12 protein-coding genes are annotated in these 12,141 nt (G+C 40.6%); 7 read left to right on the forward strand and 5 right to left on the reverse strand.

Going from position 1 to position 12,141, the window contains the following annotated elements; genetic code table 11:
- Positions 1 to 27: 27 nt before the first annotated feature.
- Together ACKWCF_RS11690 and ACKWCF_RS11695 are read right to left on the reverse strand one after the other, a co-directional pair.
- Positions 28 to 1,083, reverse strand: a complete 1,056-nt coding sequence (locus tag ACKWCF_RS11690) for a hypothetical protein (RefSeq protein ID WP_409477773.1) — start codon at positions 1,081 to 1,083, stop codon at positions 28 to 30.
- A gap of 225 nt (positions 1,084 to 1,308) precedes the next feature.
- A complete protein-coding gene (locus ACKWCF_RS11695) occupies positions 1,309 to 2,829 on the reverse strand; it encodes a S8 family serine peptidase (RefSeq protein ID WP_409477774.1) in 1,521 nt (506 codons plus the stop codon).
- 182 nt (positions 2,830 to 3,011) lie between these two features.
- Here ACKWCF_RS11695 and uppP point away from each other — a divergent pair, with 182 nt between their 5' ends.
- Positions 3,012 to 3,770 carry an undecaprenyl-diphosphatase UppP gene (gene uppP / locus ACKWCF_RS11700; RefSeq protein WP_409477775.1) on the forward strand — a complete coding sequence of 253 codons (759 nt, stop codon included), beginning with the start codon at positions 3,012 to 3,014 and terminating at the stop codon, positions 3,768 to 3,770.
- The gene (locus ACKWCF_RS11705; RefSeq protein WP_409477776.1) at positions 3,760 to 4,887 is read left to right on the forward strand and encodes a mechanosensitive ion channel family protein; all 1,128 of its coding nucleotides are present in this window, start codon (positions 3,760 to 3,762) and stop codon (positions 4,885 to 4,887) included. The genes uppP and ACKWCF_RS11705 overlap by 11 nt, the downstream gene beginning before the upstream one ends.
- Before the next feature lie 231 nt (positions 4,888 to 5,118).
- On the opposite strand, the gene ACKWCF_RS11710 is transcribed toward ACKWCF_RS11705, so the two are convergent.
- From ACKWCF_RS11710 to ACKWCF_RS11720, 3 genes are all read right to left on the reverse strand, one after another.
- Entirely contained in the window at positions 5,119 to 5,697 is a 579-nt protein-coding gene (locus tag ACKWCF_RS11710) for a hypothetical protein (RefSeq protein ID WP_409477777.1), read from the reverse strand.
- A 26-nt stretch (positions 5,698 to 5,723) separates the two neighbouring features.
- Positions 5,724 to 6,944, reverse strand: a complete 1,221-nt coding sequence (locus ACKWCF_RS11715) for a hypothetical protein (RefSeq protein ID WP_409477778.1) — start codon at positions 6,942 to 6,944, stop codon at positions 5,724 to 5,726.
- 112 nt (positions 6,945 to 7,056) lie between these two features.
- Positions 7,057 to 7,911 carry a YihY/virulence factor BrkB family protein gene (locus tag ACKWCF_RS11720; RefSeq protein WP_409477779.1) on the reverse strand — a complete coding sequence of 285 codons (855 nt, stop codon included), beginning with the start codon at positions 7,909 to 7,911 and terminating at the stop codon, positions 7,057 to 7,059.
- A gap of 279 nt (positions 7,912 to 8,190) precedes the next feature.
- On the opposite strand from ACKWCF_RS11720, the gene ACKWCF_RS11725 reads away from it, so the two are divergent.
- From ACKWCF_RS11725 to ACKWCF_RS11745, 5 genes are all read left to right on the forward strand, one after another.
- Entirely contained in the window at positions 8,191 to 8,901 is a 711-nt protein-coding gene (locus ACKWCF_RS11725; protein ID WP_409477780.1) for an N-acetylmuramoyl-L-alanine amidase, read from the forward strand.
- A 53-nt stretch (positions 8,902 to 8,954) separates the two neighbouring features.
- Positions 8,955 to 9,725 carry a ribonuclease PH gene (gene rph, locus ACKWCF_RS11730; protein WP_409477781.1) on the forward strand — a complete coding sequence of 257 codons (771 nt, stop codon included), beginning with the start codon at positions 8,955 to 8,957 and terminating at the stop codon, positions 9,723 to 9,725.
- Between the two features lie 7 nt (positions 9,726 to 9,732).
- Positions 9,733 to 10,338 carry an RdgB/HAM1 family non-canonical purine NTP pyrophosphatase gene (gene rdgB / locus ACKWCF_RS11735; protein ID WP_409477782.1) on the forward strand — a complete coding sequence of 202 codons (606 nt, stop codon included), beginning with the start codon at positions 9,733 to 9,735 and terminating at the stop codon, positions 10,336 to 10,338.
- Between the two features lie 28 nt (positions 10,339 to 10,366).
- Positions 10,367 to 11,320, forward strand: a complete 954-nt coding sequence (locus ACKWCF_RS11740) for a ribose-phosphate pyrophosphokinase (RefSeq protein WP_409480259.1) — start codon at positions 10,367 to 10,369, stop codon at positions 11,318 to 11,320.
- Between the two features lie 86 nt (positions 11,321 to 11,406).
- Positions 11,407 to 12,084, forward strand: a complete 678-nt coding sequence (locus ACKWCF_RS11745; protein ID WP_409477783.1) for a 50S ribosomal protein L25 — start codon at positions 11,407 to 11,409, stop codon at positions 12,082 to 12,084.
- Positions 12,085 to 12,141: the final 57 nt, after the last annotated feature.

Consider the following 12,141-nt stretch of genomic DNA (forward strand, 5'->3'; position numbering starts at 1 on the left):
AGACCAGCTTCGCAGCTGGCCTTTCGTTTAATTTTGGTAATTCTTTGACAGAGTTTTATCATCTGCCGCAATCACGTGTGACAACAGATTGTAATACGTGTGGTGCATAACTTTTTTATACATTCTTGTGTTTAGATGAAAAGCATCGCGAATCAGAAATAACCAGTTGATCATGCTCTTTTTACTACTCGGAAGTCTGATATCACCCCCGATGATTGTCGGGTCACTCATCGGCGAAATTTGATCTGGCGCCAGAGTTTTCAGAGGTGCTAACCCCTTCTCTGGATTTCCATCATAATATTGCGAAAGCCCTAAATGCTGAATGTAGAAAATATTTTTTCCGTCAGCTAAACGAGATAAGTACTTACAAAGCCCTGCTAACGCCGGATTTAGCCTTTCAGGTGTTGGACTTCTCATTCTTTCAAAAATTTTTCTGTATAACCCGATTTTGTGATTCGGTGTAAAGTTCGGAAAATCATAACCTGTTAAAATAATTTTTAAATCCGGACGAATTTCTAAATAACGATCCATGATTTTTTTAACAGTAGCCGCTGTTGATTTATAAATCTCCAGCTCTTGTTCAGGTGTAGAATCTTTATTCCACACTGCCATCATGTCGTTTCCGCCCATTGAAAGATAAATATATTTTAAGCGAGGAGTTTCTTTTAAAAATTTAATAACGCGAAGATCTTGCTTTGAACCAATCCACTCAAAACCAGCTACGCCAAGTTTTGTCGTACGCAAACAACGATTGTCTTCAACAAGGTTTGCATCCACATCGCGAATCATCTTACCCATGCTGTTATAAACACACGGAAACGAAGCCCAACTATCGCCGACGATAAGAATTTTATCTTTCTTACTCATCAGTTCAATTTGATCTTCGATATCCATAGTTGCATCGTCAGAGTTTTGCATCTGCTCGATTTGCTCGACAGAAATATAATTTTCGTCGGTCAATTCACTTAAGTCAGAATATGTTGGAATATCGTCGACTGGTTGTTGCGAACTTGAATTATCCGCACAGCCAAAGTGCACAAAGACAAAAGCTAGGACAGCAATCCTTGCAATATGATTCTTCATTTTAATTTTCCCCTGATGTTTTCGTTTATTAACGTAAACAAGATCAGGATAATAAAGTTAGAGCGAATGCACTACAGATTTTTTAAGATTTAATTAAGATCGCGACTCGTATGCAAAGATTTGCATACTCATGCAAATGCATAAAAATGCAAATGCCAAAAAATAAAAAAGCCGGTTGTACAACCGGCTTTTCGCTAAGACTAAGTCTTTTGTGTTAACTCAAGACTATTGGCAGAACGGTAATTCAGGCATGATACCGCACATGATTTGACACATCATTGGATCGCCAAGTGGACATTCGCCATCGCCAGGGTTACCTGGATCAGAAGATTGAGCTTTACCAACATTGATATCTAAAGATGAAACAACGTTACCAGAAGCATCAGTCCCTTTAACAGTTACTGTACCTTGAGCTTTTGCAGTTAATAAACCTGACTCAGAGATCGTTGCGATATTTGCATCAGAAGATTCAAATTTCACTGCGCCTTGGGCGTTTTTCACTGTGAATTGTTGAGTAGCATCAACCGCTAAAGTTGTAGCTGCAGGAACCATCCAAGATTGTTTGTCTAATAATGCGTTAACAGAAGCTAAAGCATCGATACGGCAGTTACATGCAGTTTCGATTTGAACTTTCGCACCAGTTGCTTGCATTAATGAACGGATCTCAGCACCAGTTAATGAAGGATCTTGAGCTTTTAAGAAAGCTACTAAACCAGCTACTAGCGGAGTTGCCATTGAAGTACCAGATAAGTTTCCGTACTTGTTACCAGGTAATGTAGACATAATCGCATCACCAGGAGCGGCGATAGAAACCATCGCTTTACCGTAGTTTGACCAGTAAGGTTTAGTGTCGTTTGAGTTAGAAGCTGCAACCGCGATCATGTTCGCTGTGTTAGCGTTCGTTGGGTACATATCAACGTTATCGTTGTTTTTACCATCATTTGCAGCAGCAGCTACGAAGATGATACCAGCAGCATCAGCACGTTGAACAGCTTCGATAAGTGGTTGAGCTTGTGATTTAGGAACCGCAGCACCCCAAGAAGCAGAGATAACTTGAACGCCTTTTTCGATAGCGTAGTCGATTGATTTGATACCGTTATCTAAGTCACCAGAACCGTCAGCACCTAAGAAACGGATTGGCATCATTTGTACTTCTGGAGAAATACCTTGGATACCGCCGTCAACTAAACCAGTAGCACCGATGATACCACCGCAGTGAGTACCGTGACCTGGATTTTGCGCGCCAGTTAAATCCATTGGATCTGCATCGTTATCACGGAAGTCGAAACCTTTAACCATGTTCGGTGCTAAAGCACTGTGGTTATAGTCGATACCAGTATCGATAACTGCAACAGTTACAGATTTTTTACCTTTGTTACCAGCTTTTGCCCAAGCTTGAGGAGCGTTAACTTTCGCTAAAGCGTATTGCTCTTTTAAACCAGTGATATCTGCAGGAGCAGAGAAAGCTTTGATTTTGAAGTTAGGCACAACGTACTCAACGTTTTTGTCTCTTAAGATTTCAGCTAATACACGAACTTTTTGGAATTCGTTTACGCTAACTTTTAAAAGTTTGCCCGGTTTGTGCATAGATTTAACTTGTAAACCGTTTGCTTCAGTTTGCATGAACACGATATTGTTCACAGCTTTTTCATTTTTATACTTTACTAAGTATTCGCCAGCGTTTGCTGAAACCGAAAGACCTAATGAAGCTGCTAACAACACAAGTGCTGATAGTTTTGTTCTCATTTCCCTCTCCTTGGTGAAATATTATTGAGCAAATCCTCAAGGTTCCAACTTGGAACCGTTTTTTCTTTGAAAGATCGTATCGCTCTAGACCCTTAAAACAAGAAATATTTAAAAAAAAATAAAACTAACGCAGCTAGACCAAGGTTGAGGTATCCCCGTAACGCGCAACACACTCTATATATATGTCTTATCTACACGTCGTCATACTAGCCCTCGTTGAAGGCCTTACAGAATTTTTACCGATCAGTTCTACAGGTCACCTTATATTAACATCACATTTTTTAGGATTAACTTCGGATGATTTTCTAAAAGCGTTTCAAATTATTATTCAATTCGGTGCGATCATGGCCGTAGTTGTGATGTACTGGAAACGTTTTTTAAAAGTTGATATTAACTTTTATAAAAAAATCGCGTTTGGTTCATTCCCCGTTTTGCTTGCCGGCTTTTTATTAAAAGATGTGATTGATCAATGGCTTGATAGCACAGTGATTGTGGCATGGTCGCTGGTTATTGGCGGTATCGTTTTCGTACTTGCTGACATGTACATTAAACCGACCCAAGGCAAACACGATATTTCAGTTCTTGATTCGGTAAAAATTGGCTTAATTCAATGTATCGCTTTAATTCCCGGAATTTCCCGCTCAGGCGCCACGATTCTTGGAGCACAAACTTTACGTTACGAAAAAACTTCGGCTGCTGAATTTTCTTTTTTCTTAGCAGTTCCGACATTAACAGCGGCGACACTATATAAAGCTTGGAAAATCCGCCACATTATCGACAGTACGAACGCCCCGCACTTAATTGTGGGAATTATTTTATCTTTTATTTTTGCCTGGCTTGCGATTAAAGGTTTTATCGCTTTTGTTTCGCGCCATGGATTTAAGTGGTTTGGTTTTTATCGTATAGTTCTAGGATTATTGGTGCTTATTTATGGAAGATAATATTTTTCAAACATCAGCGAGCTTTATCTCGGCTGAAATGCAAGAAATTCTAAATCATCAAATCGTTGTGATGGCCAACTGGAAATGGTTAGCCTTAGCAGCAGCTACGTTATTTGTTCTGTTTATGAATAAATTCGTGCGCGTTCTTTTATACAAAATTAAAAAAAGTATTAATTTACCTGAAGAACGCACATTCTTTTCTTATTTCTTACAGCAAAATATCGAACGTGGTTTAAGCTGGATTTTAGCGGCGTTAATGGGAATGGCTTTAGTAGAAAATCTAGAGCTTCCACCGAACCTTGAAAAATACTTATTAGTCATTCTAAAAGTAACACTAGGTTTACACGTTGTACGTTTAGCTTACTTCGCTGCTGATGCATCGGGATTATTAATCGATCATTTAGCAAAAAAAAGACAAACACAAATCGGTGACCAATTAGCTCCTCTAGCAACAAAAATGCTAAAGACACTTGTGATCATCATCGGTTCTTTAGTGATCTTACAAAACTTCGGAGTGAACGTTTCAGCGATCCTAGCCGGTCTTGGATTAGGGGGCGTCGCTTTAGCTTTCGCAGCCCAAGATACTGTCGCAAACTTTTTCGGAACTGTGACTATTTTATTGGATTCACCATTTAGAGTCGGCGATCACGTTAAAATACAAGATGTTGAAGGTGTCGTTGAAGAAGTAGGTTTTCGTTCAACCCGCATCAGATCTTTAACAAACACTTTAGTAACTTTACCAAACTCAACAGTCGCTAAAGAAAAAGTAGACAATATCACAGAACGCCGCGGGGTTTGCCGCTTCCGCCACATCTTAGGCTTCACGTACAGCGCAACCCCAGAACAGATCGACCAATTCAGTGAACAACTACGCTACCACCTAAAACAAGATCCAAGAGTGCAACAAGACCGCGTAGCCGTACAATTCCACGAATTAGCCGACAGCTCACAAAATATTTTAGTAAATTTTCACTTTGTGGTGCAGCCAGATGAATCAGAAGCGTTGATTTTACAAAAATATTTATTAGACATCGTAAAACTATCCCAAGCTTCAAAACTAGATTTCGCCTTCCCAACGAGAACTTTGATTATGGAGAGTGCGAAGCTTAGTTTATAATTGGCCGCTGCGCTAGCTACCCTTCCTTGGGCAGCCTTCCTGACGACCTCCTGCCGTCAGGCTTACTTACGAGTGTGAGTCGGTTAACTCGTTCATTTAGTATAAAAAATAAATAAAATACTCTTAAAACGAGTTCGGAGGTGGGCGCAAGGTTGCGAATGCAAGCTTGTGACACCCCCGCTGTCTGAGGCTTTAAGAGTATTTTATTTATTTTTTCCGCGAATGAAAGAACTAACCGCGAAGACTATCTAACCAATTACGATATTTCAAAAACTGAGGATCAGATTCCTCAGACATAACTTGCACACGTTTTTTTTCTTTTTGATCTTCAACTAAAGAACACATGACTTGGTAAATTTGCCCGCCATCTGCAATGCGTACGATGAAATAACCAGAAACCCAGTCAGGAATAATATCATTAAAGTGAATACCACCTTCAGATAAGTCGATTGTCGTTGTATCGAAGTTATTTGTTTGCCCTAACACCGTGGCATTGAATTGTTTTTCAATGCGATCGTGCAATCTTGGGTGTATTACTTTTTTTGTTTTAACGACGAAATAGTCAGTATCAGTACTTTCAGCAGGAGCTTCGCTATTTAAAGCGGGATAGCCTTCTTCAAACTTACCTACAGGGGCATAAAGTTCAGGAAAGTCTTCTCTTGATATTCTATGCCACTCTTTACCGCTTTTTTTGCAGACTTTAACTAACTTAATTTCATTTGAAGACAATGTGTTAATCAACAACTGAACTTCGCGCTCAGTTAATGAATATAATGTCCAACCTTTTAAAGAGTTATGTAAAGCCCACATAGGTGTACTCCCGTGATGTCGTATAATTATTTTTTCTTTTTCTTAGCTGGTGCTGGAGCTTTAGAAGGATCATACCCAGCCGTATTAGCTTTGATATTTTCAGCTTCGAGCTTCATTTTTTCGGCTTCAGCATTTGCTTTTTCAGTTTCAGCTTTAACTTTTAATTCTTCAGCTTGTGATTTGTACTTTTCAACCGCAGCAGCTAAAGCTTCGCGCTCTGTTTTGTATTTTTCAGAGTCTTTTTTCATTTGCGCGATATCAGCTTCTGCTTTTTTCACTTCAGCTTCTAACGACGCTTGAGATTTTTTAAGCTGGTTAGACTCGTTGTTAAACTGAGCTGTCTCTTTTGCGAAAGAAGATTTTGTTTTTTCAAGTTCTGCGCGTGTTTTTAACGCCTGTTCTTTTAATTTTTCTTCTTGTTTACGAACTTCTGCAAATTTTGCTTTTTCAGCCTCTAAATTCTTTTGAATTTCCTTAGCTTCAGCATCAGATTTTTTAGCATCTTCTTCTAATTTTTTAACGTTTGCTGTTGAAGCATCGATTAGCGTTTTGTGTTTTGCTAACTCAGCTTCGTTTTTCTTTTTCTCAGCATCAGCTTTAGATTTCTCTTGAGCTAATTTAGCTTCGTTCATTTTTAATTCAGCTTGGGCTTTTTGAGTTTGCGCCTGAGCTTTTACTAAATTTTGCTGTAACGTGCGTTGTTCGTTTTGTTGTTCAGCAGTTTCTTTGATCGCTTTAGCTAAATCTTCTTGCGCTTTAGCTGTTTCTTTTTCAGTGTTTTTCCACTGAGTTTCAGCGTCTTTAGCGGCTGTTTGCGCTTGTTTTGTTTTTTCTCTAGTGTCAGCGGCTTGCTTTTTTAAAGCTTCGATTTTTTCGCCGAAAGCTTTTGTTTTAGCTTCCAAGTCAGCTTGTTGTTTTGCTGATTGGGCTTGCTGTTTTTCAGCTTCAGCCATTTCGAATTTCATTTGCGCTAACTCTTTTTCATACTGCGCTTGAGCTTTTTTAGATTCAGCTTCAGCACCACGAGCTTTTTCTAAAGCTTTTTTAGCTTCACTTAATGCTTGTTCGTGTTTTTTCTTTTCTTCTTCAGCGCGTTTTTTTGCCTCTGCTGCATTGACTTTGGCTTCAGCGGCATCACCGATCGCCTCTTCAGCTTGAATTTGCGCATCAGTAGCATCTGCTGCGTGAACATTTTGAAACATGAACGTTAATGCAATTACTAAAACTAATTTTTGTACTGAGAACATAACTACCCCTTAAAAACTCAAAATTTTTCTGTCTTTAATAGTAGCTTTCCTTAAGAAAATTGAATACTTCCAGTTGATTTATTGAACGAAAGTCCAGATGACAAAACAAACATTATGTTTCTTCAATGGTAAGATCTTTCTTCAAGATGACATCGCGGGTAAATTCATAACTGAAAAGTAAGGTTAAAGCGGTGTAATAAACCCAAACCAATAAAACAATGAGCGATCCCGCCGCTCCGTATGAAGACTCAAGTCCTGCACGCCCCAGATATAACCCGATCAATTGTTTACCCACTAAATAAAACACCGTACTAATGGCCCCTGAAATCCAACAACTTTTAAAGGTGGCCCGATCAGTGGGAACAAACCGGTAAATCATCGCAAACACCAAAGTAAAGGCCGCAAAGTTGACCGTAAAAGAAACCAAGCCCCACAAAAAACCCATGCCTTCTGGATAAAAAATCGCGATAACCATTGTGAAAATTAATGAAGCCACAGATAAAAAAGCAAAACCAAAAACTAAACCGACCGAGAACAGTTTACTCTTTACAAAATTCCACACGCCACCTTCTTCGTGGTGTAAAGCGTGTTCATTAATTTTATCTAAAGCAATTTTTAACTGGGTGAATATCGCAGAGGCGGAAATCGCTAAGACTGCAACCCCGATGATTCCTGAAATACCTGAAAGCTTCGGATTTTTATCAGCACTTTCAATCATCGCTAGTATCGTTGAGGCGATTTTTTCTCCGACCGCCGTTGTTAATCCTTCATAAATATTTTGCTGTAAATCCGGAGACAGTAGTGAAGCGAAAGATAAAATGATTAACATAAAAGGCGCAAGAGCCAGCGCTGTTGTGTACGCGAGCGAAGACGACATCACGAAAATATCGTGCTTACTGGCGTTTGAAACCGCCGACATTAAACGATTTTTAATATCAGTAAATGTATCTTTTGCGACTAATTGCATACGTATCAAAATTAGCAATTGGTAAACCAGCTTTGCGACATGATTAGCTAGGCGCTCATTTCACCCCTTTTCCCGTTTTGCCACGGGAGTGGAACAAACACTGACAACCCTTTCGCGTCACTGTCCAGCCCATTGACAGCTCAAAACGCATACATTGCTTATAAGCTTGGTCAATCTCTTGCTCTAGATAGAAGTACCCCCCATGGCGGCTAGGCACCCCCCCCTTACCTGGCCGTCTTTTTTTTTCTCTTCCTCATAAATTAATGCTTAAATTAAAAAATGCGACAGACTCTCTTAAGTCTAATTTTGATTTTTTCATTTCTGACAGCCTTGGCTCAGCTTCCCGCAAAGCCCTTTGTGTTAGTGATCGACCCAGGCCATGGTGGCGTTGATGCCGGAGCTGTGCGCGGTATTTTTAAAGAATCAGATATCACCCTTAAAGTCGCGCAAAAGATGCAGTCACTGATTCAGGGTGAATTTTCACAAAACATCGAAGTCATTCTTACCCGCGAAACAGATAAGAGTTTATCGTTAGAAAATCGTGTGCGCTTAGCCGAACAGAAAAAGGCCGATCTTTTTATCAGCCTTCACGCCAACAGTTCGCAAGCCAGTTACGTGACTGGTATGGAGTTCTATTTTAAAAAAGGCATCTATGCGCCCAAATTGCCTGCGATTGAAGCCAGCACTGCCGTTAAAAAAATTATTGGCGATCTCACAAGCTTTGGCCAGATTAGACAAAGTCTAAAATTCAACCAGCTTTTACAAAACCAAATTAAAGCTTGGCGCGTTGACGAAAAGACCGTGATTAAGCGCGCCCCGTTTTTCGTGATCGAAAAGACTTCGATGCCTTCAGCTCTGATTGAAATTGGCTATATTTCTAACTTAAGCGAAGCCAAACTCCTACTTACCGATGAGCGTCAGCAAGAGATTGCTGAAACCATCGCCAAAACCATTTACGACTTCAAAAATTTGCAGGTTTTGGCACAGTAGAAAACCTACTTTTTACGAGTGACTTTCACTCTGTAATTTAGTGTTATATTGCCATGACAAATCCATCACAATCATTCGTTCGCGCCGATAAACGTCTTCACAACCAACTTCGCCATATCAAGATCACACCTAGCGTGTCTGATTACGCAGAAGGTTCTGCTTTAGTTGAATTCGGCAACACTCGTGTTCTTTGCACAGCCACTTACGAAGCGAAAGCGCCACAATGGTTAGTCGGAACAGGTTCTGGATGGGTGACGGCTGAATACGGCATGTTACCACGCTCAACACACACACGTATGAAACGTGAAAAAACAGCAAGTGGCGGACGCACTCAAGAAATTTCAAGATTAGTGGGCCGTTCGTTACGTTCATGTGTGGATTTAAAATTATTAGGCGAAAAACAAATCATCATCGACTGCGATGTGATCAACGCTGATGGTGGTACTCGCACAGCAGCTGTTACTGGTGGTTTTGTCGCTCTCGCATTAGCTTGCAAAAAATTACAAGCGCTTGGCGAAATCAAAGCTAACCCACTTAAGCACTACGTAGCTGCAATCTCTGTTGGTTTATTCGAAGACACGAACAGCACGTTAATTCCAATCTTAGATTTAAATTACGATGAAGATTCTGAAATCGGAACCGATATGAACTTTGTCATGACGAACAAAAATGATTTCGTTGAAGTTCAAGGTACAGCCGAAGAAGGCACTTTCTCACGCCAACAATTATTTGAAATGATGACGATCGCTGAACACGGCTGCAAAGAATTATTTCAGTACCAACAAAAAATCGTCGGCGAATATTTCGCATTACCTCAAGGATAAATGACACATGGAACTTTGGATCGCCACAGGCAATAAAGGTAAACTTGAAGAATACAGAATGGCTTTACGAGCTGTACCTGATATTCAAATTTTTCATCAAGGCGAAATCAAAGGTTTCACAGCCCGTCCTGAAGATGGCCAAACTTTTTTAGATAACGCCCGCATTAAAGCGAAAACTTTAAAAGCCGTAAAACCAAATGCTTGGGTATTAGGTGAAGATGCTGGCCTTGAAGTTGTGGGTTTAAATAATCTTCCTGGTGTTCACTCAGCCAGATACGCAGGCCCAAAAGCGGCGGATTCTGAAAACGTCGCAAAACTTTTAAAGATGATGCAAATTAGAAATGTCTCTCCACGTACGGCGCAATTTAAATGCGTGACTGTGGTGATTACTCCAGACAATCAAGAGTGGATTTTCGAAGGTACCATGAAAGGCACAATCGGCCCTAAAGCCGTTGGCCAAATGGGCTTTGGTTACGATCCCGTATTTGTTCCTGATAATGAAACTAAAACTCTGGCTGAATTGGGTCCCGGTTATAAGATCCAACACTCACACAGAGCTCAAGCACTGAACCAATTCTTAGAAAAATTGAATTCAGTCTTACCACAACAATAACTGCAACTCGTCATAGGGGGATGAAATGATGACTGATGCAAAAAATTTTAAAGTGTTCGCAGGTAACACAAACAGGGAGCTCGCAAAACAAGTCTGCGATATCCTGGGAATTCCGCTTGGCGAAAGTAAAGTGACAAGCTTTAACGACGGCGAAATTCAAGTTGAGATTCACGAATCAGTGCGCGGAAAAGATGTGTACGTGATTCAAAGTACCTGTCCGCCAGTGAATCAAAGTTACATGGAATTATTTATTATCCTTGATGCTCTTAAGCGTGCCTCGGCAGCTTCTATCACCGCGGTTATTCCGTACTACGGTTATGCCCGCCAAGATCGTAAAGTTGCACCAAGAGCTCCAATCACAGCAAAATGTATGGCCGACCTTATCACCACAGCGGGTGCTAACCGCGTAGTTTCGGTTGACCTTCATGCTGCTCAAATTCAAGGCTTTTTTAACTGCCCGTTTGACCACTTATTCGGGGTTCCGACCCTAGCCCGTGCTTTTAAAGAAGCCCATGGTGAAGGCGATGAATATGTGACCGTTTCTCCAGACGCTGGGGGCGTTGAACGCGCTCGCGCCTTCTCAAAACGCATTAATTCGTCTTTAGCGATTATCGATAAGCGCAGAACCGCTCCAGGCGAGGCTAAAGCCATGCACTTGATCGGTGATGTGACTGGTAAAACTGCCGTCATCGTGGATGATATGATCGATACGGCCGGAACGTTAACACAAGCTGTTGACAGCCTACTTAAGAATGGGGCAAAACAGGTGTTCGCTCTTGCAACTCATGCGGTATTTTCTGGCCCGGCGATCAGCCGTTTAATAGAAAGTCCGATTACTAAAGTGTTTGTGACCGACACAATCCCTTTATCTGAAGCAGCGAAAAAATGCGGTAAAATTCAGGTCATTTCAGTGGCCGGAGTTTTAGGCGAAGCGATCAGAAGAATTCATGATCATGATTCAGTAAGTTCGCTATTTGATTAAAAAATTAAGTGTCATAAGACACAAACAATCCCACCGATGAGTACGGCAATTACGCCGAATGAGTAAGTGGTAAAAAGGAAAAAACAATGTCAAAACAAAGAATTGAATTAAACGTAGAAGTTCGTGAAACAGGCCGTGCTAACTCTCGTGGTTTACGCGTTAACAAAATGGTTCCAGGTATCATCTACGGAGCTATCGAAAACCAAAACGTTTCTGTACACGTAAACGACATCTTAAAATACAACACTCGTGCTTACGAGAATGCTTTATTAAACTTAAAATCTTCTGATTCAAAATTAAACGGCAAAGTTGCCTTAATCAAATCAGTACAAGTAAATCCACTTTCTCGTAAACCTGAGCACGTAGATTTCTTCGCTTTAGACTTAAACAAAGCAGTTCGCGTATCTGTAGAGATCAAAATCGAAGGTAAAGCGATCGGTCTTTCTGAAGGTGGTTTATTAAATATCGTTATGCGTTCAGTAGAGGTTGAGTGTTTACCAACAGCAATCCCTGAATTCTTAACTTTAGACGTAACTAACTTAGGCGTTGGCGAATCATTACACGCTTCTGAGTTAACAATGCCTGCAGGTGTTAAATTAATTTCTCGTCCAGAAGTTACAATCGCAGCAGTTGTTGAACAAGAAGAAGAAGCAGCAGCTACTCCAGCAGCGGCAGCAGCTCCAGCAGCGGGCGCAGTAGCTCCAGCAGCAGGTGCTAAAGCGGCAGCTACTCCAGCAGCAGCTAAACCAGCAGCGAAAAAATAGTTTTAATCTTTTAAGATTTAAATTTCGATTCTGTAAAGAATCAGAAAAAGGCGACTA

This window comes from Pseudobdellovibrio sp. HCB154 (assembly GCF_046267985.1).
In the GTDB taxonomy this organism is placed as follows: Bacteria; Bdellovibrionota; Bdellovibrionia; order Bdellovibrionales; family Bdellovibrionaceae; genus Pseudobdellovibrio.

Bases quoted from the DNA above. Each gene is read 5' to 3' on its own strand.
- ACKWCF_RS11690 (WP_409477773.1), bottom strand. From the start codon at position 1,083: ATGAAGAATCATATTGCAAGGATTGCTGTCCTAGCTTTTGTCTTTGTG.
- ACKWCF_RS11695 (WP_409477774.1), bottom strand. From the start codon at position 2,829: ATGAGAACAAAACTATCAGCACTTGTGTTGTTAGCAGCTTCATTAGGT.
- uppP (WP_409477775.1), top strand. From the start codon at position 3,012: ATGTCTTATCTACACGTCGTCATACTAGCCCTCGTTGAAGGCCTTACA.
- ACKWCF_RS11705 (WP_409477776.1), top strand. From the start codon at position 3,760: ATGGAAGATAATATTTTTCAAACATCAGCGAGCTTTATCTCGGCTGAA.
- ACKWCF_RS11710 (WP_409477777.1), bottom strand. From the start codon at position 5,697: ATGTGGGCTTTACATAACTCTTTAAAAGGTTGGACATTATATTCATTA.
- ACKWCF_RS11715 (WP_409477778.1), bottom strand. From the start codon at position 6,944: ATGTTCTCAGTACAAAAATTAGTTTTAGTAATTGCATTAACGTTCATG.
- ACKWCF_RS11720 (WP_409477779.1), bottom strand. From the start codon at position 7,911: ATGCAATTAGTCGCAAAAGATACATTTACTGATATTAAAAATCGTTTA.
- ACKWCF_RS11725 (WP_409477780.1), top strand. From the start codon at position 8,191: ATGCGACAGACTCTCTTAAGTCTAATTTTGATTTTTTCATTTCTGACA.
- rph (WP_409477781.1), top strand. From the start codon at position 8,955: ATGACAAATCCATCACAATCATTCGTTCGCGCCGATAAACGTCTTCAC.
- rdgB (WP_409477782.1), top strand. From the start codon at position 9,733: ATGGAACTTTGGATCGCCACAGGCAATAAAGGTAAACTTGAAGAATAC.
- ACKWCF_RS11740 (WP_409480259.1), top strand. From the start codon at position 10,367: ATGACTGATGCAAAAAATTTTAAAGTGTTCGCAGGTAACACAAACAGG.
- ACKWCF_RS11745 (WP_409477783.1), top strand. From the start codon at position 11,407: ATGTCAAAACAAAGAATTGAATTAAACGTAGAAGTTCGTGAAACAGGC.